Here is a 23,497-nt window from a genome sequence, read left to right as displayed (position 1 = left end):
TCATAATGAATGTACAACATGATACTATACATTCATTACAATATGTTAGCAAGTGATATTTTAGTGATGTTCAAAAAGTCCGGTAAAGATAGCTGTCGCGATTCTTCGTTACGTCGCCAGTCCGGTACTCATGTAGTATAAGCTACACTCCGTATCCTCCTGGCTTCCGTGCCTCGAACTGCTCGGCTCTCTTTATCCTTCTTTTTTAGTGAAAAAACCTGCTGAATTTCAGCAGGTTTTCAAATTGTTATTATAGATTACTATGTGATGCTCACTTAGTCAATTTTAAGCAAATGGAAATTATTCAGTCGAAATAGATGGATCTGCTTGCTCTTTTTTCGGAATGACTTCATAAAAGTGAGACTGAATGTCCTCTAATAATGGGGTTAAGAGAGCAGCTTCTTCATATTGTTCATGCTCCTTTAATACACGAACGTAGTCTAATAATAATTCTGTGATGTCTGATTCCCCGTTTTTGCTAAGTTCACGTAATGTTACATTCGCTCCTTTTGCAATTCTTCTTCGCAAAGCAGCTTCTGTTAAACCAAGTTTAGGTTGATGGCGTAAATAAACGACACCACCAGTCATACCTGCACAAATCCATGGGCCAGGATCACCAAGAACGAGTGCGCGACCGTTTGTCATATATTCAAAAGCAAAGCCTTTAATATTTGCATGAACACCGAGATTCCCGTGTTCTTTTTCTCGAAGTGGTTTTGTGATTCTTCCCCCGATGATCATATCTGCTCCAGATAAGCGGATGCCAGCACGTGCATCAGCGTTACCTTGCACATATAAAGTTCCTTTTTGTGCACCATACCCGAATCCTTTTCCGACAGAACCGTTATAGTATGTTCCATCTTTTCCTCTTGCTTTTGTGATATAAATGCCACCGCCAAATGAGGTTTTTCCGATACCATCTTGTGCACCACCATTGACGTGAATAAATAAGTTTTCACTATTGTAGGCACCTAATCCGTTTCCGGGAACGGAGCCATTTGTGTATTTTAGTGTAATTGGTTCCAGTGTATTGTTGTCATATAATTTACTGCGGACTCGGTAGCATGATTCAAGACCACCCATTACGCGTTGATCCACACCAACACCAACTAGCTCTTTTGATTGGAAAGAATCAGTTGTTGCATAATGTTGTTGCTGGGCTGCTCCTGTTATCATGTAGGATGTACTGTCTAATGTTTGTAATAAATTTTGTAAATCTAATAGTTCTGTGCCTCGCGTTTGTTCTAGCAAATCAGAGCGACCAACAATTTCTTGTAAGTTCGTATAACCGAGTCCACCGGTTAAACGTTTAAGTTCTGTTCCGAAAGTAGTAAATAGGTGCAATAAACCTTCTACAGCATTTTCAAATTGCCGCGGAACGAAGCGACGTAGTCCATGTTCTTTTGCCTGCGCTTCGGATTCGATTTGTGTTGCAATACCAACATGACACGTATCTAAGTGACAGCCCCGGCACGTTGTACAACCGATTGCAATCATGGATAAAGTACCGAATCCAATACGGTTTGCACCAAGAAGCATAATTTTAAGTGCATCATTTACACTGCGGATACCACCATCTGCCCAAATCTCTACGTTGTGTCTCATATTTGCTTCTAATAGAGCGTTGTGTGCAGCTTTTACTCCGATTTCAACTGGAAGGCCTACATGTTGCAGTGCATGAATACGAGCGGCACCTGTTCCACCATCAAAGCCGCTAATATTAATAAAATCAGCACCAGCTTTTGCAATTCCTACAGCGATCGTTCCGATATTAGGGACAACTGGAACTTTGACCGCGACTCTTGCAAGTTGATTGGCTGTTTTAATTTCAGTAATAATTTGTGCTAAGTCTTCAATCGAGTAAATATCATGGTTATTGGAAGGAGAAATCAAGTCCGAACCAATTGTTGCATTACGAGCTTCTGCAATTTTAGAAGTTACCTTTGATCCAGGCAAATGTCCCCCTTCACCAGGTTTTGCTCCTTGACCAATTTTGATTTCAATTAAATTTGATGAATTTAACAGTTCGGCATTCACCCCAAAACGTCCTGATGCAATTTGTTGGCCGCGTGTATGTGGGTATTTACCAATCATATCTTTAATTTCTCCGCCTTCACCGTTTAAACTAATCATATTGAGACGGTCTGCCGCCTCTGCATAAGCGCGGAATGCAATTTCATTTTGGGATCCAAATGACATCGAACTAATAATAAACGGCAAGTCATGATTTTTTACGCCAATTGAAACATGCTCAGTCGGCACTGGTTGCTCTGCTTCTTTCATTTGGACAAGGTGACGAATTGCAATCGGATTCTTATCTTCTACCTCAGTTAATTTCTCCCGATAATTATCGTAAGCATTCCCTTTTGCCACATCACCAATTGCTTTCCAAATACGAGGGAATATATGAAACGTTTTTCGCATTCTAACTTTTGGGTTGTTATAATCAAGTGCCCGGACTTTAGCGTCTTCTGCTAAAGATTCAAGTGAAAATGCTACAGTACGTGATCCTAAAAAGTTTGTAATTTGTAGTATGTTTGCAATTTCTTCGTGTAAACCAATTGAAGAGAAGAGACGGCCGTAACCACGCAGTTCATGGATACCGATAGTTGAAATGACTTTTTCAAGACCTTTGTTTAGCGCTTTATATAAATTAGAAATTGGTATCGTTGTCCCATCATTTACGGTTGCGAACATTAAATATGGATTAATAACATCTGCACCTAGTCCGTACAGTGTAACAATATCGTGTAAAGAACGGAGAGCGCCGGATCTTATAACAATGGAGCATTTTCGGCGTAATTTGTGCTCAGTTAGTTCTTGATGTATTTTAGCTGTAATCAAATGTGGATCGATCCATAAGTGTTCATTTTGATGAGCTTTTGCATCATCAAGCAATAAGAGAGAAGCACCTTTTTTAATAGCTGCTGTAGCTTCGGCACTAATTCGATTTAATGCATCTTGTAAAGTTTCTGATGCTGGAAAGGAAACAGATAACTTGTAAACTGTACTATGAATTGCAAATAGATTTACAAGTTGTTCATATGAAACGATTTCTAAATCTTCTGAAATCGATTGTGCTAAATGACCTTCTAGTATAATCGGTGACAAAAGTTCGGTAACAAAAGTTTGCTGCTCACCACTAAACAAGCTAGGACGTTCTCCTAGTACTGTGCGTGTAGAGAAGTGTTCAATTTCTCGGTCGCGATCGATTGCTGGGTTTGTAACAACAGCAACACTTTCTTTTATAAAATCGGCAATGTTTCGTCTGTCTGTATCAAGTGCAGCGAGAGGGGCGTCATGGCCGAGTGAACGAATTGGTTCAACACCTTTTGTTGCCATCTGTTCAAGAAGTTGGATATGCTCGCGATCCCAGCCGAAAGCTACATATTGTTCTGTTTCAACTTGAGAGAGGTTAGATAGCCCTTCGACCTTTTCCATAGCTGGAATAGATAAGTTGAAATGATAATCTGAAAAATTAATACGTTGTTTCATGCGTTTATATACTTCTTCTTGGTATGTTTCATATTCGTAGAGAACGAGGGCACCTTGTTTATTCCACTTCAAACCTACTTTTTCTCCGGGAGCAAGTGACTTTGGTTCTGCTACATATTCAGATGGTGATACGACACCTGGTTCAGAAGAAAAGATATAGGAACTTTCTGTTTCTACTTTCCAAACTGGTCGCAAACCAAGTGAATCTACACTAAAAACAGCTTCATCTTTATAACGTGAAATAATGCCGGCCGGCCCTTGGGCGAAATGTCCCCATGCTTCACGAATATACGTATATAAATCTTGCATATGTGGCTCGTATAATTTAATCTCATTAATAATTGGTGGAAATAATACATCCATTGCTTCAAATAGACTGTAGTTGTAGTGAACGAGAAGTGTTTCTAAGGTGCGGTTTAAATCTTGAGAATCACTGCCTCCAGCAGTAAGTGGTACATCGATCATTTCGGCTTGATCACGTAACTTGGAAATTGTATTAATTTCACCATTATGTCCAAGGATGCTAAATGGTTGCACGCGAAAGAAATTAGATAATGTATTTGTAGAATAGCGATTATGTCCAAGTGTCATTGTTGATGCAATAAGTGAATGTTGTAAATCATCATAGTAGGCAACAAGTGTATCGCCAGCGCCAAGAACTTTGTATACAACATGGTCGTGGCTTAATGAAGCAACATGAATTGCTGTATTTTCTTCAATTTCAATTGTTAAAGAGAATAGTACTTGGTCGATGGCTTCATTTTTTGTTTCTGAAAGAATAGCAATTTGCCAAAATAACGGTTCTTCTTGTTTGCCAAGAGGACCAAGTGCATCAGAATTTATAACATTATCACTTTCGAAGAGAACGGTGAAATTTTTATTGTTTAATTTATTACGAATACTGTTCTTTAAAAGAGTAGGATTTTCTTTTTTGTTTAGAAAAAAATGTCCAACGATAAAGTGGGGATGGTCCACAATCGCTGGATTATATCCACTATTTTTAAATTTTTCTTTCCAAAGGGCTTTCGGTAAGTCGATATGAACACCAATACCATCGCCTTCTCCATTAATAAAGCCAGCACGGTGATTCATTTTTATCAGTGATTGTATACAAAGATCGATGTTTTCTTTTGTTGGAACATTTTGTTTTTCCATAACGGAAACGATTCCACACGCATCGTGTTCTGCATTTGCGTAATTTCGAAATAAAGACGGTGTCCATTTGTTTGTATTGTTAGGCATCCGTCAATCCCCCCTCTATTATAAAATTAAGAATAATCTAATTATTCAAGGTGTATACTGCCTTATAAACAACAGAATAATTAATATGAATTTTAATATAAAACAGATAATTATGAATAATTATACTATTGATGTGTGATTTATGAAATAGAAAAAAGAAAAAAATAGAGGGTGGCCTCTATTTTTTTCTTTTGAGCATGTATTTTCTTATGCGTTCGCTAAAGCAGCAAATGCTCTACCGACAGCTTCGATTGTATATTCCATATCTTCTTTTGTATGTTCTGTTGTTAAGAACCATGCTTCATACTTAGATGGAGCTAAGTTAATTCCTTCGTTGAGCATAAGCTTGAAGAACTTACCGAACATTTCTCCATCTGTATTTTGAGCAGCGTCATAATCTTCAATTGTATCTGTAGTGAAGTATACAGTTAACGCACCTTTTAGACGGTTTACTGTAATATCGATGCTATGTTTTGCAGCTTGTTCTAAAATTCCTTTTTCAAGCATTGCTCCAAGTGCATCTAATTTTTCGTATACACCTTTTTGTTGCAGTACTTCTAAGCAAGCAATACCAGCTGCCATAGATGCTGGGTTTCCAGCCATTGTACCAGCTTGGTAAGCAGGGCCGAGCGGTGCAACTTGTTCCATAATTTCTTTTTTACCACCATATGCACCGATTGGAAGACCTCCGCCAATTATTTTACCAAGTGCTGTTAAATCTGGTGTTACACCAAGTAAGTCTTGAGCACCGCCGTACATAAAGCGGAAAGCTGTGATTACTTCATCATAAATAACTAGTGCGCCAGCTTCGTGAACAAGCTCATTTACTTTTTCTAGGAAGCCAGGTTTAGGTTCGACAATTCCGAAGTTCCCAACGATTGGTTCTACAAGAATAGCTGCTACCTCATGTCCCCATTTATCGAGTGCTTCTTTTAATGTCTCTACGTTATTAAATGGAACGGTAATAACTTCTTGAGCGATACTTTGGGGCACACCGGCTGAATCAGGAGTACCAAGAGTAGAAGGACCTGAACCAGCTGCTACAAGAACTAAGTCTGAATGACCGTGGTAGCAACCAGCAAACTTCATAATTTTTGTACGACCTGTATAAGCGCGAGCCACACGAATTGTTGTCATAACAGATTCCGTACCAGAGTTTACGAAACGAACTTTATCTAAAGCAGGCATTGCTTCTTTTAACATTTTTGCAAATTTTACTTCTAGTGCTGTTGGTGTTCCGTATAAAACACCATTTTCAGCTGCTGTTTTAATTGCTTCTGTTATGTGAGGATGAGCGTGTCCTGTAATGATTGGACCGTATGCTGCTAAATAATCGATATATTTGTTACCATCTACATCCCAAAAATAAGCACCTTTTCCGCGTTCCATTGCAACAGGTGAACCGCCACCAACTGCTTTGAAAGAACGAGAAGGACTGTTAACACCACCAACGATATGTTCTAACGCTTCCTTATGTAATGCTTCTGATTTTGTGAAATTCACTACAATTCATCTCCTTACAAAAATCTATGTATTATTCTAACATGTTTTTCAAAAAGACGTATTGTTTGTGATAGGAAGGGCAGTTGGGTAAACTATTCGTTGTGGTATCGAGGAAGGGGGTCCGATTATGAAATCGGTAATTGAAGTACAAGGATTACGTAAAGAATTTACAGCATATTCAAGCCGCTCTGGTTTAAAAGGTGCGTTTCGCGATTTATTAAATCGTAATTATAAAATAGTGCCAGCAGTGAATGATGTTTCGTTTACTGTAAATCAAGGTGAAATGGTTGGTTATATTGGTGAGAATGGTGCGGGTAAATCAACGACAATTAAAATGTTAACCGGAATTTTAACACCGACGTCTGGTCAAATTACAGTAAATGGCATGAATCCACATAAACAGCGAGAAGAGTTTGTGAAAACAATTGGTGTTGTATTTGGTCAGCGTTCACAGCTTTGGTGGGATATTGCGGTACAAGAATCATTTCGTTTATTAAAAAAAGTGTATGGTGTATCTGATAGGCAGTATAAGGAACATATGGAGCATGTCATTGAAACACTAGATATTGGACCATTGCTAGATAAACCGGTGCGTAAATTGTCGCTTGGTCAACGAATGCGTTGTGAATTAGCAGCAGCGTTAATTCATAATCCACCGCTTTTATTTTTAGATGAACCAACGATTGGACTAGACGTTCTCGTAAAATTAAAAATCCGTGAGTTTTTAAAGGAAATGAATGAACGTTATAAAACAACAATTTTATTAACAACACATGATATTACTGATATTGAAGCGTTATGTGAACGCGTTATTATGCTGGATGAAGGAAACATTATGTATGATGGATCATTAGAAAAGCTTCGTTCGCAGTGGGGAGCAGAAAAAGAAATACATTTTCAATTTACAGCACCAGTTTCATATCAACAACTGTTAATGCTAATGCCGGATAATCATGTAGTTTGGTCACAAGGGAAAGAAGAATATACATGGATTGCGAAAATACCCAATGAAGAAGTTATAATTTCTATGCTTATTTCCAAAGTAGTCCAAGCCTTTCAAATTAAAGATTTAAAAATTAATGAAGTGTCGACAGAAGAAATTATCCGTAATATTTATGAAGAGGGTATGATTCATGGGTAAGTATATTGAAATGATTCGTATTCGTTTTTTAATGATGCTTGCTTATCGGACAAATTACTATAGTGGAATTTTAATTTATACGATTAACATCGGAGCGTATTATTTTTTATGGCAAGCTATTTACAGTGGGAAAGAGAATATCGAAAGTTTATCGATTTCTCAAATGACAACCTACATTGCCATCGCGTGGATGGCTCGCGCTTTTTATTTTAATAATATTGACAGAGAAATTGCGATGGAAATTCAAGAGGGACGTGTAGCTGTTGAATTAATTCGTCCATATAACTACTTAGGAATGAAAGTTATGCAAGGTCTTGGAGAGGGGATCTTCCGTTTTGCATTCTTTTCTATTCCCGGTATGATCATTGTTACACTTTTATTCTCGTTACAAATTACAACCAATTTTCAAACGTGGTTATATTTTTTTCTGTCGTTAGTTTTCAGTTTTATTATTAATACGCAAATTAATTTAATGACAGGCATGCTTACTTTTTTCTTATTTAATAATAGTGGAATTATGTATGCAAAACGTGTGGTTATTGATTTATTTTCAGGTTTATTACTACCCATTAGCTTTTATCCTCTATGGGCACAAAAAGCGATGGTGTTTTTGCCATTTCAAGCAATCAGTTATATTCCGAGTATGATTTTCTCTGAAGGAATACAAGGAAGTAAGTTGTATCAGGCTTTATTATTTCAAATGATTTGGGCAGTCGTACTTATTGTTCCAATTGTGCTGATGTGGAAAACGGCGAGAAAACGCCTAATTGTACAAGGGGGATGATGAGATGCTGTATATAAAACTGTTTTTGCAATATGCAAGCCAATATATAAAAACTAAACTAGAGTATCGCGGCGATTTTATCGTTGGATTATTATCTGATTTACTACTCCAAGCTGTTAACTTAATTTTTATTCTTGTTGTTTTCGGACATACACAAGCATTAAAGGGATGGAGCCGAGAAGAAGTTATTTTTATTTATGGCTTTTTCTTAGTACCATTTGCTATCTTTTCTGCTTTCTTTAATATATGGGATTTTAATGATCGATACATTATTAAGGGAGAAATGGATCGTGTTTTAACAAGACCGATTCATAGTTTATTCCAAATTATATTAGAGCGAATGGAACTGGAGTCTTTGATTGGTGCAGTTACTGGGATTATTGTAATGGGATATGCGTCAGTGCAGCTTCAATTATCCTTTTATTGGTACGATTTCTTTCTTTTCTTGTTCATGGTAGCTGGAGGTGCCCTTGTATATGGCGGGATATTTGTGACACTTGCAAGTATTGGCTTTTGGTCAGATGCAAAAAGCTCTATTATGCCATTGATGTATAACATTGGGAATTATGGGCGATATCCTGTAAATATTTATAACCGTGTGATCCGGTTTGTTTTAACGTTTGTCTTACCATTTGCATTTGTTGGTGTATATCCAGCGGCGTATTTTCTTAGAAAGACAGAATGGAACAGTTATGCGTTTGCGACACCGTTTGTTGGTGTAATTTGTTTTACAATTGCAATCACGCTTTGGAATTTTGGAGTGAAGAAATACCGCGGTGCGGGAAACTAACGACAGATATACAAGTTTCATCTACTGTGGGATAAATTGTTCTTTGTCCTCATACATATAGGATGAGGTGGAGGACATGTTATGGGGACTTATTTTATTAATTTCAGCCATTGCTGTGTTAAGGAGTATTCAAATATTATGGAGCTCATACTCAGATTCGAAGCGTTTCTTTTCCTTGTATAACCTAACTTCATTATTTCTAATTTACACAACGGTGCTTATCGCATTTGGATTAAGTTATGTTGTATTAGAGGAAAGTGGATTTGCCGTCTTAAGAGAAGACGGAGAAAGTTTAACTGTCCATTCTTTCCAACTGGTAGAAGTATGCTTATATTTTAGTGCGGTTACTTTATTATCTGTTGGATATGGTGATGTAACTCCTGTTGGAATCGGACGCTGGATTGCAATTATTGAAGCGTTGATTGGATATACATTGCCGTTTGCATTCGTAGTTCGAACAGTGATAGACAATGAAAAATGAGATAACATTTGTTATAGTAGAAGGAAAAGACAAGGAGTGATAAAGATGGTCGCAGTAGGAGAAATGGCACCGGATTTTACACTAGAAGGAAGTAACGGAGAGCAGGTTAAGCTATCGGACTTTCACGGGAAAAATGTAGCACTATATTTTTATCCGAAAGATATGACACCAGGCTGTACAACAGAAGCGTGTGATTTCCGAGATGCATACGGATTATTTCAAGAAAAAGATACGGTTATACTTGGTATAAGTCCAGATCCAGTGAATAGACATTTAAAATTTATTGAAAAGCATGATTTGCCATTCTTACTTTTAGTAGATGAAGATCATAAAGTGGCGGAACTATATGATGTATGGAAGCTGAAAAAGAATTTCGGAAAAGAGTACATGGGAATTGAAAGATCTACGTTTCTTATTAATAAAGATGGTGAACTAGTAAAAGAATGGCGTAAAGTAAAAGTGAAAGGGCATATCGAAGACATCCTTTCTTATTTAGATTAAGGTTCTGCATAAGCAAGAACTGAAGGGAATTTATTATGATGTAATTACTATGAGGCATATGTCTATACACTTGTGCTGATGTTTCATACATTAAGAGGGTAGGGCATACCTCCTCAGATGATAGTATTCCAAGTGCGATTATTTCGCACTTTTTTCTATGTAAATGTATAAAGGAAGGACAAATATACATAAGAATAAGGTTAGATGAAAAATAAACTACACAGTTATAGTAGAAATATTGACGATTGACAAGAAAAGGAGTACACTCTTTATAAGAATTATAAAATAATAATCCGTATAGAATCGGGGTGCATGACGGTGGTCAAAGAAGAATTAAAAGAAGCGCTAGAAATGCTGAAAAATACGGGTGTACGCATTACTCCACAGCGTCATGCTATTTTAGAGTACCTTGTGGAATCTATGACGCACCCAACAGCGGATGAAATTTATAAAGCGTTAGAAGGTAAGTTTCCAAATATGAGCGTTGCAACTGTTTATAATAACTTACGTGTATTTAAAGAAGTTGGGCTTGTTAAGGAATTAACTTATGGAGACGCTTCAAGTAGATTTGATTATGTTACAAGTCAGCATTACCATGTAATTTGTGAAAAGTGTGGTAAGATTGTTGATTTTCCTTATGGAGGTTTGGAAAAACTTGAAGATGAAGCTGTGAAAGCAACCGGCTTTGTTATTAATAGTCATCGTTTAGAGATTTATGGCGTATGTCCAGAATGTCATAAGGCGTAATATATAATAAAGAAAGAGGTCAACGGTTACGTTGACCTCTTTCTTTATTATATAAACTCCATTTTATGCTTTATAGCTCTTTTTATTATACCTCTCATCAAACTCTTTTCCTTCTAAATTACGATCAAGCGTTAAGGGTTGATTGCAATGCATACATGCGTCTACTCGGCCGAGCATTTTGGTAGGTTTGTTACAACTTGGGCAAATGATTTGTACGGTTTTTGTAGATAACATACCAATCCAAAAGTAAACGACGGTGCTAGCGATAACTGCTAAAAAGCCAACCATCATAAAAATGGTCATAATAATAATATTTTCGCGAAAAAATACGCCTAAGTATGCAATGAAGAGTCCGATAAATACTAAACTTAATGCAAAGGTTCGAATTTTATTGATTTTGTTCGAATATTTAATCCCCATTCCCATCACGCTCCTATAGGAATAATATAACATAAAATTTTGAATTTTTGATTTAAAAGAAGTGGGGTTTGTTAAAATGATGAAAAAAAGAAATAAACGGGATGTGAAATTTTTTTATGAAAAGTATTGACCATGTATAAACTGCATGATATATTAATAACCGTCGCTGATGCGAAACGGCAGAAAGCGAAAAAAAGAAATTAAAAAACTTAGTTGACATGGAAAAATGAAGGTGTTAACATAAGGGAGTCGCCATTGAGCGACAAACGAGTTCTTTGAAAACTGAACGAAACAAACAACGTGAAACGTCAATTTTTATTTTAGATGCTAGACAAACTAACTTTATTGGAGAGTTTGATCCTGGCTCAGGATGAACGCTGGCGGCGTGCCTAATACATGCAAGTCGAGCGAATGGATTAAGAGCTTGCTCTTATGAAGTTAGCGGCGGACGGGTGAGTAACACGTGGGTAACCTGCCCATAAGACTGGGATAACTCCGGGAAACCGGGGCTAATACCGGATAACATTTTGCACCGCATGGTGCGAAATTCAAAGGCGGCTTCGGCTGTCACTTATGGATGGACCCGCGTCGCATTAGCTAGTTGGTGAGGTAACGGCTCACCAAGGCAACGATGCGTAGCCGACCTGAGAGGGTGATCGGCCACACTGGGACTGAGACACGGCCCAGACTCCTACGGGAGGCAGCAGTAGGGAATCTTCCGCAATGGACGAAAGTCTGACGGAGCAACGCCGCGTGAGTGATGAAGGCTTTCGGGTCGTAAAACTCTGTTGTTAGGGAAGAACAAGTGCTAGTTGAATAAGCTGGCACCTTGACGGTACCTAACCAGAAAGCCACGGCTAACTACGTGCCAGCAGCCGCGGTAATACGTAGGTGGCAAGCGTTATCCGGAATTATTGGGCGTAAAGCGCGCGCAGGTGGTTTCTTAAGTCTGATGTGAAAGCCCACGGCTCAACCGTGGAGGGTCATTGGAAACTGGGAGACTTGAGTGCAGAAGAGGAAAGTGGAATTCCATGTGTAGCGGTGAAATGCGTAGAGATATGGAGGAACACCAGTGGCGAAGGCGACTTTCTGGTCTGTAACTGACACTGAGGCGCGAAAGCGTGGGGAGCAAACAGGATTAGATACCCTGGTAGTCCACGCCGTAAACGATGAGTGCTAAGTGTTAGAGGGTTTCCGCCCTTTAGTGCTGAAGTTAACGCATTAAGCACTCCGCCTGGGGAGTACGGCCGCAAGGCTGAAACTCAAAGGAATTGACGGGGGCCCGCACAAGCGGTGGAGCATGTGGTTTAATTCGAAGCAACGCGAAGAACCTTACCAGGTCTTGACATCCTCTGACAACCCTAGAGATAGGGCTTCCCCTTCGGGGGCAGAGTGACAGGTGGTGCATGGTTGTCGTCAGCTCGTGTCGTGAGATGTTGGGTTAAGTCCCGCAACGAGCGCAACCCTTGATCTTAGTTGCCATCATTAAGTTGGGCACTCTAAGGTGACTGCCGGTGACAAACCGGAGGAAGGTGGGGATGACGTCAAATCATCATGCCCCTTATGACCTGGGCTACACACGTGCTACAATGGACGGTACAAAGAGCTGCAAGACCGCGAGGTGGAGCTAATCTCATAAAACCGTTCTCAGTTCGGATTGTAGGCTGCAACTCGCCTACATGAAGCTGGAATCGCTAGTAATCGCGGATCAGCATGCCGCGGTGAATACGTTCCCGGGCCTTGTACACACCGCCCGTCACACCACGAGAGTTTGTAACACCCGAAGTCGGTGGGGTAACCTTTTTGGAGCCAGCCGCCTAAGGTGGGACAGATGATTGGGGTGAAGTCGTAACAAGGTAGCCGTATCGGAAGGTGCGGCTGGATCACCTCCTTTCTATGGAGAATTGATGAACGCTGTTCATCAATATAAGTTTCCGTGTTTCGTTTTGTTCAGTTTTGAGAGAACTATCTCTCAGAAATAAATGTATGTTCTTTGAAAACTAGATAACAGTGTAGCTCATATTTTTTAATTTTAGTTTGGTTAAGTTAGAAAGGGCGCACGGTGGATGCCTTGACACTAGGAGTCGATGAAGGACGGGACTAACGCCGATATGCTTCGGGGAGCTGTAAGTAAGCTTTGATCCGAAGATTTCCGAATGGGGAAACCCACCATACGTAATGGTATGGTATCCTTACCTGAATACATAGGGTAAGGAAGACAGACCCAGGGAACTGAAACATCTAAGTACCTGGAGGAAGAGAAAGCAAATGCGATTTCCTGAGTAGCGGCGAGCGAAACGGAATCTAGCCCAAACCAAGAGGCTTGCCTCTTGGGGTTGTAGGACATTCTATACGGAGTTACAAAGGAACGAGGTAGACGAAGCAGCCTGGAAAGGCTCGTCATAGAGGGTAACAACCCCGTAGTCGAAACTTCGTTCTCTCTTGAATGTATCCTGAGTACGGCGGAACACGTGAAATTCCGTCGGAATCTGGGAGGACCATCTCCCAAGGCTAAATACTACCTAGTGATCGATAGTGAACCAGTACCGTGAGGGAAAGGTGAAAAGCACCCCGGAAGGGGAGTGAAAGAGATCCTGAAACCGTGTGCCTACAAATAGTCAGAGCCCGTTAATGGGTGATGGCGTGCCTTTTGTAGAATGAACCGGCGAGTTACGATCCCGTGCGAGGTTAAGCTGAAGAGGCGGAGCCGTAGCGAAAGCGAGTCTGAATAGGGCGTTTAGTACGTGGTCGTAGACCCGAAACCAGGTGATCTACCCATGTCCAGGGTGAAGTTCAGGTAACACTGAATGGAGGCCCGAACCCACGCACGTTGAAAAGTGCGGGGATGAGGTGTGGGTAGCGGAGAAATTCCAATCGAACCTGGAGATAGCTGGTTCTCCCCGAAATAGCTTTAGGGCTAGCCTTAAGTGTAAGAGTCTTGGAGGTAGAGCACTGATTGAACTAGGGGTCCTCATCGGATTACCGAATTCAGTCAAACTCCGAATGCCAATGACTTATCCTTAGGAGTCAGACTGCGAGTGATAAGATCCGTAGTCAAGAGGGAAACAGCCCAGATCGCCAGCTAAGGTCCCAAAGTGTGTATTAAGTGGAAAAGGATGTGGAGTTGCTTAGACAACTAGGATGTTGGCTTAGAAGCAGCCACCATTTAAAGAGTGCGTAATAGCTCACTAGTCGAGTGACTCTGCGCCGAAAATGTACCGGGGCTAAATACACCACCGAAGCTGCGAATTGATACCTATGGTATCAGTGGTAGGGGAGCGTTCTAAGGGCAGTGAAGTCAGACCGTAAGGACTGGTGGAGCGCTTAGAAGTGAGAATGCCGGTATGAGTAGCGAAAGACGGGTGAGAATCCCGTCCACCGAATGCCTAAGGTTTCCTGAGGAAGGCTCGTCCGCTCAGGGTTAGTCAGGACCTAAGCCGAGGCCGACAGGCGTAGGCGATGGACAACAGGTTGATATTCCTGTACCACCTCTTTATCGTTTGAGCAATGGAGGGACGCAGAAGGATAGAAGAAGCGTGCGATTGGTTGTGCACGTCCAAGCAGTTAGGCTGATAAGTAGGCAAATCCGCTTATCGTGAAGGCTGAGCTGTGATGGGGAAGCTCCTTATGGAGCGAAGTCTTTGATTCCCCGCTGCCAAGAAAAGCTTCTAGCGAGATAAAAGGTGCCTGTACCGCAAACCGACACAGGTAGGCGAGGAGAGAATCCTAAGGTGTGCGAGAGAACTCTGGTTAAGGAACTCGGCAAAATGACCCCGTAACTTCGGGAGAAGGGGTGCTTTCTTAACGGAAAGCCGCAGTGAATAGGCCCAAGCGACTGTTTAGCAAAAACACAGGTCTCTGCGAAGCCGTAAGGCGAAGTATAGGGGCTGACACCTGCCCGGTGCTGGAAGGTTAAGGAGAGGGGTTAGCGTAAGCGAAGCTCTGAACTGAAGCCCCAGTAAACGGCGGCCGTAACTATAACGGTCCTAAGGTAGCGAAATTCCTTGTCGGGTAAGTTCCGACCCGCACGAAAGGTGTAACGATTTGGGCACTGTCTCAACCAGAGACTCGGTGAAATTATAGTACCTGTGAAGATGCAGGTTACCCGCGACAGGACGGAAAGACCCCGTGGAGCTTTACTGTAGCCTGATATTGAATTTTGGTACAGTTTGTACAGGATAGGCGGGAGCCTTTGAAGCCGGAGCGCTAGCTTCGGTGGAGGCGCTGGTGGGATACCGCCCTGACTGTATTGAAATTCTAACCTACGGGTCTTATCGACCCGGGAGACAGTGTCAGGTGGGCAGTTTGACTGGGGCGGTCGCCTCCTAAAGTGTAACGGAGGCGCCCAAAGGTTCCCTCAGAATGGTTGGAAATCATTCGTAGAGTGCAAAGGCATAAGGGAGCTTGACTGCGAGACCTACAAGTCGAGCAGGGACGAAAGTCGGGCTTAGTGATCCGGTGGTTCCGCATGGAAGGGCCATCGCTCAACGGATAAAAGCTACCCCGGGGATAACAGGCTTATCTCCCCCAAGAGTCCACATCGACGGGGAGGTTTGGCACCTCGATGTCGGCTCATCGCATCCTGGGGCTGTAGTCGGTCCCAAGGGTTGGGCTGTTCGCCCATTAAAGCGGTACGCGAGCTGGGTTCAGAACGTCGTGAGACAGTTCGGTCCCTATCCGTCGTGGGCGTAGGAAATTTGAGAGGAGCTGTCCTTAGTACGAGAGGACCGGGATGGACGCACCGCTGGTGTACCAGTTGTTCTGCCAAGGGCATAGCTGGGTAGCTATGTGCGGAAGGGATAAGTGCTGAAAGCATCTAAGCATGAAGCCCCCCTCAAGATGAGATTTCCCATAGCGTAAGCTAGTAAGATCCCTGAAAGATGATCAGGTTGATAGGTTCGAGGTGGAAGCATGGTGACATGTGGAGCTGACGAATACTAATAGATCGAGGACTTAACCATATAATATGAAGCAAATGTTATCTAGTTTTGAGAGAACATAAAAAAACTTATTGACTTTTTTAATCAATTAAGTATAATAGTGTTTGTCTCAAGTGAATATAGTCTGGTAATGATGGCAGAGAGGTCACACCCGTTCCCATACCGAACACGGAAGTTAAGCTCTCTAGCGCCGATGGTAGTTGGGGCCTTGCCCCTGTGAGAGTAGGACGTTGCCAGGCTAATATCATTCCGCAGTAGCTCAGCGGTAGAGCTATCGGCTGTTAACCGATCGGTCGTAGGTTCGATTCCTACCTGCGGAGCCATGATTGGAGAGCTGTCCGAGTTGGCCGAAGGAGCACGATTGGAAATCGTGTATACGTCACAAGCGTATCAAGGGTTCGAATCCCTTGCTCTCCGCCATAATATTTTTGGCCCGTTGGTCAAGTGGTTAAGACACCGCCCTTTCACGGCGGTAACACGGGTTCGAATCCCGTACGGGTCACCACTTTTGGAGGATTAGCTCAGCTGGGAGAGCACCTGCCTTACAAGCAGGGGGTCGGCGGTTCGATCCCGTCATCCTCCACCATATATAACATATGAATAGTATTGTCGCGGGGTGGAGCAGTTCGGTAGCTCGTCGGGCTCATAACCCGAAGGTCGCAGGTTCAAATCCTGTCCCCGCAACCAAATGGTCCCGTGGTGTAGTGGTTAACATGCCTGCCTGTCACGCAGGAGATCGCCGGTTCGACCCCGGTCGGGACCGCCATTTATTTCTGGCTCGGTAGCTCAGTCGGTAGAGCAGAGGACTGAAAATCCTCGTGTCGGCGGTTCGATTCCGTCCCGAGCCACCATTTTAACTAAATATGCCGGCTTAGCTCAATTGGTAGAGCAACTGACTTGTAATCAGTAGGTTGGGGGTTCAAGTCCTCTAGCCGGCACCATGTAAGTTTCGGAGGGGTAGCGAAGTGGCTAAACGCGGCGGACTGTAAATCCGCTCCTTCGGGTTCGGCAGTTCGAATCTGCCCCCCTCCACCATTTACATTTTATATAGGGGTATAGTTTAAAGGTAGAACAGAGGTCTCCAAAACCTCCAGTGTGGGTTCAATTCCTACTACCCCTGCCAAAACACAACATGGCGGTTGTGGCGAAGTGGTTAACGCACCGGATTGTGGCTCCGGCATTCGTGGGTTCGATTCCCATCAGTCGCCCCATTTTTATTTTTTAATATTTGTAAATAAAGTAGTTAATACTTGCATATAATGAATTAAAACTTCGGTGGGCTATAGCCAAGCGGTAAGGCAACGGACTTTGACTCCGTCATGCGCTGGTTCGAATCCAGCTAGCCCAGCCATTTTTGCGGAAGTAGTTCAGTGGTAGAATACAACCTTGCCAAGGTTGGGGTCGCGGGTTCGAATCCCGTCTTCCGCTCCAAAGTAATTTAATATGGCGGCATAGCCAAGTGGTAAGGCAGAGGTCTGCAAAACCTTTACCACCGGTTCGAATCCGGTTGCCGCCTTTCTCATTATGCCGATGTGGCGGAATTGGCAGACGCGCACGACTCAAAATCGTGTTCCTTCGGGAGTGTCGGTTCGACCCCGACCATCGGTATCAAAAAGACGAGTAATCGTCTTTTTTATTTGTCTTCGGATTGATTATATCGTACATATTAAGCGCTTCTTACTGCGGTAAGGAGTGCTTTTTTTGCGTTTATAGACGTTGAATTCTTAGATGACTATATTAACTCGAAGCGTGCGAGCAAATCGTTTACGCTGAGTGTGGAGGTGTAGTTGTGGTAAGACGAAGGAACGTGTTAAATGATCGCGAATTATCTTGTTGTTCACAAAAGTAAAAAGTCGTACGTAGAAACGTTTGAGGATGCGCTAAGTATTTTTACGAAGAATTGTGAGTTACGTAATTTAAGGCCTCATACGATTGGGCTTTATCGTAAGGAAGTATCTGCCTAAACCATTTACGTGAGCAAGGTATCGACAGTATAAATTTAAAGTTGTATAACGTCACAGAGGAACATAGTAAAGAAAACGTCATTTTATATATGCGTAATAAAGTAGAAAATCCTACGGAGCCCCGCGTTTAATTATAGTAAGTGACCACCATTCTCGTTGGCTTTACTCGTTTTTTTTATACGAGGAAGTCAAAGTATAACCAAGACTCTCTGTTATAGAATACATATTTTCCAATGTATATGTTAAGGATATATATTGAATGACTTTGTCTATAAGGAAAGGACGAATGTTTAAATATGAATTCAAAAGAATCAATTCTTAGCCTTACTAGTAATAATGATATTGTTAAATACCTAAATGTGAGGAAAGACCCTATCGATTTACGAGATAGAATGTTTCAAAGTTATCTTTTTAGTAATGAGGAGGATCTTCCAACTCAAGTGGATCTTCGAGAGCGAATGTCAGATGTTGTAGATCAAGGTCAACTTGGTTCTTGTACAGCAAACGCTATTGTATCCGGATTACGTGAGTATCTCTTAAAACAATCGGGACGCCCATTTGTTCTATTATCGCGCTTATATCTGTATTATCATGAACGAAAAATAGAGGGAGACATTCAAAATGATAATGGAGCTATTTTGCGAGATGGGATGAGTGTACTTGAAAAGCTGGGAGTCTGTCCTGAGAAAGATTACCCTTACCAAATAGAGCATTTTCGTGATACACCATCCTCGAAATCGGATAATGATGCATTACTTTATCGGATTGGGCAATATAGTCGTGTGCAAGATTTACCACGATTAAAATCTGCACTGGCGCATGGACTTCCAGTAGTTCTTGGTTTTCTAGTTACAAATGCCTTTTATCATTCTGATGAGGTAAGAAAAACTGGAATCGTACCTATCTCAGGGACTGATGATGTAATTATAGAAGATGGACAACCAGCAGGACATGCTGTATGTGCTGTTGGGTATGATGATGATAAAAAAGTTGTGATTATTCGAAACAGCTGGGGGACAGAATGGGGAGATGAAGGGTATTGTTATTTTCCATATGAATTATTCCAAAACGGAATTGTACAGGATATGTGGACCGGACGCTAATTTCAGAATAAGGAAGGAGGATAAAAAGATTATTCTAATTCCTCCTCTTTGAATAATCTTTTTTTGTATTGCGTATACTATCTGCAAGCCGATTTTCCTTCGGCTTCACTCTTTCAAAACGGGGCGCTCTCTCTTCCGTGTCGTGCAAGAACGTAGCGGGGGACTTAATCAGTTGCCTGCTGTTTTTGCGAATAAACGTAAAAATTCTTGTCCACAATAACTAAAGAAGATATCTTAAGCTATTTGTAGCAACCTCCAGCAAATGTTTTTTGTACGACCGTTCTTGTAAAAGAGGCGGTCTTATTTACGTATTGCTATAAACACAAAGAAAAACTCTTATAGTATCAGTCATTCCGTTATCGGTACTAGCTGAACAAAAGTTAACACTACGAGCAATTCTCACCGTTCGCACCACGCATTAAAACCGTGCATTTTAATCGGCAGTGAGTCCGAGAGTTCGATGAACCAAATCATGCGCATTATGAGGAAACACACTTTGTATTAAATAAATTTGGAGATGGAATTGCTAGATCATTAACGAAATCTGGAGACCTTTCAGAACCAAAATAATGGGTTGTAAAAGTAGGCTTCCATTTTAGGAGGCTTTTTGTATTTACACTGTAAAATCATGTTATTTGAGTGTTAAATTCGTAATGAATTATGAATTTAAGGTATAATATAATTTGGTGAATGAACGAAATTATATTGATTTATATTATGTCAGTAATGCGAATCAATAATGAACTTTTTGTATTTATTTTGAAAAAGTGTTGAATAAACATTGTATTTCATATTAATATTTTTATGTAGATTTAAACGTGAAAGAGAGTGGAACAGTATGGGCCGTAAATGGAATAATATTAAAGACAAAAAAGCATCAAAAGATGCAAATACAAGCCGTATATATGCGAAATTTGGACGTGAGATTTATGTGGCTGCAAAACAAGGTGAGCCAGATCCAGAATCAAATCAAACGTTGAGAGTCGTATTAGAACGTGCAAAAACATACAATGTACCAAGAACAATCATTGATCGTGCGATTGAAAAAGCAAAAGGTGGTTCTGAAGAAAATTACGACGAGCTTCGTTATGAAGGATTCGGACCAAATGGATCTATGGTAATTGTAGATACACTTACAAATAACGTGAATCGTACTGCAGCGGATGTACGAGCTGCGTTTAGTAAAAATAGTGGTAATATGGGCGTAAATGGATCCGTAGCATATATGTTTGATGCAACTGCTGTTATTGGGCTTGAAGGAAAAACAGCAGATGAAGTGCTTGAAATTTTAATGGAAGCAGATGTAGACGCGCGTGATATTCTAGAAGAAGAGGAAGCGGTTATCGTTTATGCTGAACCTGATCAGTTCCATTCGGTACAAGCAGCGCTTAAGGATGCTGGTATTACTGAATTTACAGTTGCTGAGCTAACAATGCTTGCACAAAATGATTTAACACTTCCAGAAGATGCACAAGTGCAATTTGAAAAAATGATTGATGCATTAGAAGATTTAGAAGATGTTCAACAAGTTTATCACAATGTTGATTTGGGTGAATAATATCTAAAAAAGAGACCTTTTGTTATTTAGAACAAAAGGCCTCTTTTTTTGGATTGTTTGTAGATTAAAAAGGATTCTCGAAATGCTTGTTGGAAATTAAATTATATTGATTTTAAAATAAAACTAATATTCTTTGGAAGCTGGATGATGGAATATACAACCCCTAAGCATATTGTTGCTGTTTCTGCTTACATAAAATATATAACACGCCCACATATGAAGTCGAGAACACTTGATGCCATAAAAGCAAAGAATTTCATTCCATATGAAACATGGAAAATAGATCCTTATGATTTGATAGGGAGATAATAGATTATTTCATCTATTATTAATTTCAAAAGGGCAAGTGATTTGAGATATCATCAAATCAATCGTCCTTTTTTGCTTATATTGTGTAAGTAAAAATGTCTAGTATGATGTTTAATCGGTGAAATTAGGTAAAGTAATAAGATAAAAAGTATACATAGTAAATACATATTGATTATAAGAACGTTCGTTTGGTATTATATCTATATTGTTCCAATTGGACTGTTATATTAATTTTTTAGAAATACTGTAGAAAAAATGTTAGGAGGGAACTAACTAAAACTAAAAATATGCCAGGTGATATAATAGAAGAAGGATGGATATGTGATTTTAAAGCAATTCATCTGAATATATATATCCATTTTGATTTTCCGACATATAAGTCGTGGCTATGAAAACAAAAGAGGATCTCCACTCATTTGCTCCCTTTGTTTTCACGTGGTATGGGGCCAAAAAAGGCACTGACCGATTCTATACATGGCCAGATTCTCTCTTCCATCTAAAAAGAAGGGGGGGGATGTTGTTTTTTAATTTCGATGTATATAGAAGCTTACCATTTTTTCTGCTAGAATATGTATTCTATAACTTACAACATTGTAAGGTAGGTGTAAGAGAAATCGATTGGAGATTGTTTTAAAAAACGGTATTCTTAATGTAAGGATTATATATGGTGTAAGGAAAAGAGGTGTGCATAATGAAAGAACGAGTACTGTCTAGAGTCAACTATCATCAAAAAGTTTCATTCAATCCAATTACAAAGTTTCTTTATAAAGCTATTATTTTATTATTACTACTGAGTTGTACATTATTATTTATCGGAAATGTAATGATTGAAAGAAGTGATATTAGTAAGCTACATGTACCTGCTAAATTAGAGGTACCAGAATCTCTGGCTCACGCATTTATTGCGACAGAAGATAAAAGGTTTTATCACCATAACGGCTTAGACTATATAGCAATTGTCCGAGCTTCTATTGAAAATATAAAAGCTGGTGGTGTTGTACAAGGTGGAAGTACAATTACACAGCAGCTTTCCAAAAATGCTTTTTTATCTAATGAACGTACATTTTCTCGTAAATGGAAGGAAGTTTTTTATACAAAAAAAATTGAGCGAACATTTACTAAAGATGAGATTTTAAAATTATATGTAAGCAATATTTATTACGGAGAAGGTGCATGGGGGATTGAAAAAGCATCCAAGCTATACTTTGGCAAAACGGTAAATCAATTAACATTAAGTGAGAGTGCAATGATGGCTGCTGTTGTGAAAGCTCCTGCTTATTATTCCCCTGCTCAAAATTATGACAAAGCAGTAGAAAGACGAAATGTCGTTTTGAAATTAATGGAACGAGAAGGATATATTAGTCATGATGAATATGTGCAAGCAATTAGTGAAAAATTAGTAATTCGTCATGACATTCCAACTCAGCATTCATTGCAAAAAGTAGCTCGTGAAAAAGCGGTAAGTTAAAAGTGAAGTTCCATAGGGGAACTTCACTTTTTTTTGAATAAGACTGCCAAAGAAGAGACACAATATTGACACATTTGTTGTATTTTTGAAAATTATGTGAGCGTGTTCATTGCATGATGTATAAAAGTATTGATATCATGTGTAATGTGTACAACAATGTATACAGAATATGAATTTAAAGAGGAATGTATATGAAATCATCAAATAAAATCATGGCTCTTGGTATTGTTTTTTCTATTGCAGTGTTAATTGTAATTGGAACAGTTGCGTACAGTATCATAAATGACAAAAAAGATAAAGGGAATGAAATGTTTGCTTATTCCACGCAGCAATCTTTAGGTAAGGAAGATGCACCCGTTAAGGTTGTTGAATTTGGGGATTTTAAATGTCCAGCTTGTCGAACTTGGGATACGACAGTATTACCTCGTTTAAAAGAGGAGTATATTAATAAAGGGAAAGTTCAGTTTTATTTCATTAATTTTCCGTTTATTGGAAAAGATTCTAATTTAGGTGCAGCGGCTGGTGAGGCGATTTATAAACAAGACCCAGAATCTTTCTGGACATTCTATGATGAAATTTATCAAATTCAGAAGAAAGATACTGAAGAATGGATTACAGAAGAACTGCTTCTTAATACAGTGAAGGAAAAACTTCCGAAAGTTAATATAGAACAGTTTAAAAAAGATTTACATAGCAAAGAAACCCAAGACAAAGTACGTAAGGATTCCGATCGTGCACAAAAATTAAAAGTACAAGGTGCTCCTTCAATATATGTAAATGGGAATCTTTCAAATCCTGATTATGATAGTATGAAAAAGGCAATCGATAAAGAATTGAAAAAGTGATGATTATTCATCACTTTTCGACTTTTTTCGATAAAATTCTTGCTTGGGCTTTTATTACATGCTATACTATTTTACATAAGTTATTTCAATATCTTATGTTTTTTCATATTTGCGGGTGTAGTTTAGTGGTAAAACAAGAGCCTTCCAAGCTCTGGTCGAGAGTTCGATTCTCTTCACCCGCTCCAGATATTATTTCATATTCTCAT

Annotated in this window: 13 protein-coding genes, 16 tRNA genes and 3 rRNA genes; 29 read left to right on the top strand and 3 right to left on the bottom strand. The window is 40.0% G+C overall.

Annotated features, from left to right (window positions below; translation table 11 throughout):
• Positions 1–300: 300 nt before the first annotated feature.
• A complete protein-coding gene (locus MHH71_RS13335; RefSeq protein WP_006093305.1) occupies positions 301–4,737 on the bottom strand; it encodes a glutamate synthase-related protein in 4,437 nt (1,478 codons plus the stop codon).
• Between the two features lie 207 nt (positions 4,738–4,944).
• Complete coding sequence (hemL, locus tag MHH71_RS13330; RefSeq protein ID WP_006093437.1) at positions 4,945–6,240, bottom strand: glutamate-1-semialdehyde-2,1-aminomutase; 1,296 nt, start codon at positions 6,238–6,240, stop codon at positions 4,945–4,947.
• A gap of 127 nt (positions 6,241–6,367) precedes the next feature.
• Here hemL and MHH71_RS13325 point away from each other — a divergent pair, with 127 nt between their 5' ends.
• The 6 genes from MHH71_RS13325 (at position 6,368) to perR (ending at position 10,684) form a co-directional block, all read left to right on the top strand.
• Positions 6,368–7,381, top strand: a complete 1,014-nt coding sequence (locus MHH71_RS13325; protein ID WP_003194928.1) for an ABC transporter ATP-binding protein — start codon at positions 6,368–6,370, stop codon at positions 7,379–7,381.
• Positions 7,374–8,165, top strand: coding sequence for an ABC transporter permease (locus MHH71_RS13320; RefSeq protein ID WP_018768003.1), 792 nt, complete (start codon positions 7,374–7,376; stop codon positions 8,163–8,165). The genes MHH71_RS13325 and MHH71_RS13320 overlap by 8 nt, the downstream gene beginning before the upstream one ends.
• 4 nt (positions 8,166–8,169) lie before the next feature.
• Positions 8,170–8,955, top strand: a complete 786-nt coding sequence (locus MHH71_RS13315; RefSeq protein WP_018782728.1) for an ABC transporter permease — start codon at positions 8,170–8,172, stop codon at positions 8,953–8,955.
• Positions 8,956–9,031: 76 nt separating this feature from the next.
• Positions 9,032–9,436 carry a potassium channel family protein gene (locus tag MHH71_RS13310; protein WP_016112998.1) on the top strand — a complete coding sequence of 135 codons (405 nt, stop codon included), beginning with the start codon at positions 9,032–9,034 and terminating at the stop codon, positions 9,434–9,436.
• Between the two features lie 45 nt (positions 9,437–9,481).
• Positions 9,482–9,937 (top strand): thioredoxin-dependent thiol peroxidase, encoded by a 456-nt coding sequence (gene bcp, locus MHH71_RS13305; RefSeq protein ID WP_003194937.1) that lies wholly within the window; start codon positions 9,482–9,484, stop codon positions 9,935–9,937.
• 318 nt (positions 9,938–10,255) lie between these two features.
• Entirely contained in the window at positions 10,256–10,684 is a 429-nt protein-coding gene (perR, locus tag MHH71_RS13300) for a peroxide-responsive transcriptional repressor PerR (RefSeq protein WP_018768004.1), read from the top strand.
• A 63-nt stretch (positions 10,685–10,747) separates the two neighbouring features.
• Here the strand turns inward: perR and MHH71_RS13295 are convergent, their stop codons facing one another.
• Positions 10,748–11,104, bottom strand: a complete 357-nt coding sequence (locus MHH71_RS13295) for a YgzB family protein (RefSeq protein ID WP_016113001.1) — start codon at positions 11,102–11,104, stop codon at positions 10,748–10,750.
• A 342-nt stretch (positions 11,105–11,446) separates the two neighbouring features.
• On the opposite strand from MHH71_RS13295, the gene MHH71_RS13290 reads away from it, so the two are divergent.
• The 23 genes from MHH71_RS13290 to MHH71_RS13180 all read left to right on the top strand — a co-directional run bounded on the left by MHH71_RS13290 (position 11,447) and on the right by MHH71_RS13180 (position 23,476).
• Positions 11,447–12,998, top strand: a 16S ribosomal RNA gene (locus MHH71_RS13290).
• 145 nt (positions 12,999–13,143) lie between these two features.
• Positions 13,144–16,065, top strand: a 23S ribosomal RNA gene (locus MHH71_RS13285).
• Positions 16,066–16,167: 102 nt separating this feature from the next.
• Positions 16,168–16,283 (top strand): 5S ribosomal RNA (gene rrf, locus MHH71_RS13280).
• Together the 16S, 23S and 5S rRNA genes with 15 tRNA genes alongside form the textbook arrangement of a ribosomal RNA operon.
• A 9-nt stretch (positions 16,284–16,292) precedes the next feature.
• Positions 16,293–16,367 (top strand) — tRNA-Asn (locus tag MHH71_RS13275).
• 5 nt (positions 16,368–16,372) lie between these two features.
• Positions 16,373–16,464 (top strand) — tRNA-Ser (locus MHH71_RS13270).
• A 10-nt stretch (positions 16,465–16,474) separates the two neighbouring features.
• Positions 16,475–16,549 (top strand) — tRNA-Glu (locus MHH71_RS13265).
• A gap of 5 nt (positions 16,550–16,554) precedes the next feature.
• Positions 16,555–16,630: transfer RNA gene (locus MHH71_RS13260), tRNA-Val, on the top strand.
• Between the two features lie 24 nt (positions 16,631–16,654).
• Positions 16,655–16,731: transfer RNA gene (locus MHH71_RS13255), tRNA-Met, on the top strand.
• Between the two features lie 3 nt (positions 16,732–16,734).
• Positions 16,735–16,810, top strand: a tRNA-Asp gene (locus tag MHH71_RS13250).
• Positions 16,811–16,819: 9 nt separating this feature from the next.
• A tRNA-Phe gene (locus MHH71_RS13245) sits at positions 16,820–16,895 on the top strand.
• Positions 16,896–16,909: 14 nt separating this feature from the next.
• Positions 16,910–16,985 (top strand) — tRNA-Thr (locus MHH71_RS13240).
• Positions 16,986–16,995: 10 nt separating this feature from the next.
• A tRNA-Tyr gene (locus tag MHH71_RS13235) sits at positions 16,996–17,079 on the top strand.
• A gap of 14 nt (positions 17,080–17,093) precedes the next feature.
• Positions 17,094–17,167, top strand: a tRNA-Trp gene (locus MHH71_RS13230).
• Between the two features lie 12 nt (positions 17,168–17,179).
• Positions 17,180–17,255, top strand: a tRNA-His gene (locus MHH71_RS13225).
• A 65-nt stretch (positions 17,256–17,320) separates the two neighbouring features.
• Positions 17,321–17,395, top strand: a tRNA-Gln gene (locus MHH71_RS13220).
• 5 nt (positions 17,396–17,400) lie between these two features.
• Positions 17,401–17,475 (top strand) — tRNA-Gly (locus tag MHH71_RS13215).
• A gap of 14 nt (positions 17,476–17,489) precedes the next feature.
• Positions 17,490–17,560: transfer RNA gene (locus MHH71_RS13210), tRNA-Cys, on the top strand.
• Between the two features lie 10 nt (positions 17,561–17,570).
• A tRNA-Leu gene (locus MHH71_RS13205) sits at positions 17,571–17,652 on the top strand.
• A 652-nt stretch (positions 17,653–18,304) separates the two neighbouring features.
• Positions 18,305–19,111 carry a C1 family peptidase gene (locus tag MHH71_RS13200; RefSeq protein WP_033798599.1) on the top strand — a complete coding sequence of 269 codons (807 nt, stop codon included), beginning with the start codon at positions 18,305–18,307 and terminating at the stop codon, positions 19,109–19,111.
• 838 nt (positions 19,112–19,949) lie between these two features.
• A complete protein-coding gene (locus MHH71_RS13195) occupies positions 19,950–20,669 on the top strand; it encodes a YebC/PmpR family DNA-binding transcriptional regulator (protein WP_003205196.1) in 720 nt (239 codons plus the stop codon).
• Positions 20,670–21,669: 1,000 nt separating this feature from the next.
• The gene (locus tag MHH71_RS13190) at positions 21,670–22,446 is read left to right on the top strand and encodes a transglycosylase domain-containing protein (RefSeq protein WP_006093439.1); all 777 of its coding nucleotides are present in this window, start codon (positions 21,670–21,672) and stop codon (positions 22,444–22,446) included.
• A gap of 191 nt (positions 22,447–22,637) precedes the next feature.
• Complete coding sequence (locus MHH71_RS13185) at positions 22,638–23,291, top strand: DsbA family protein (protein ID WP_033798601.1); 654 nt, start codon at positions 22,638–22,640, stop codon at positions 23,289–23,291.
• Positions 23,292–23,402: 111 nt separating this feature from the next.
• Positions 23,403–23,476 (top strand) — tRNA-Gly (locus MHH71_RS13180).
• Positions 23,477–23,497: the final 21 nt, after the last annotated feature.

Origin of the sequence: Bacillus sp. FSL H8-0534, assembly GCF_038005885.1 — a bacterium.
Lineage (GTDB): Bacteria > Bacillota > Bacilli > Bacillales > Bacillaceae_G > Bacillus_A > Bacillus_A pseudomycoides.
The sequence above is the reverse complement of the archived record's forward strand: the minus strand, read 5'-3'. Positions and strand labels throughout refer to the sequence as shown.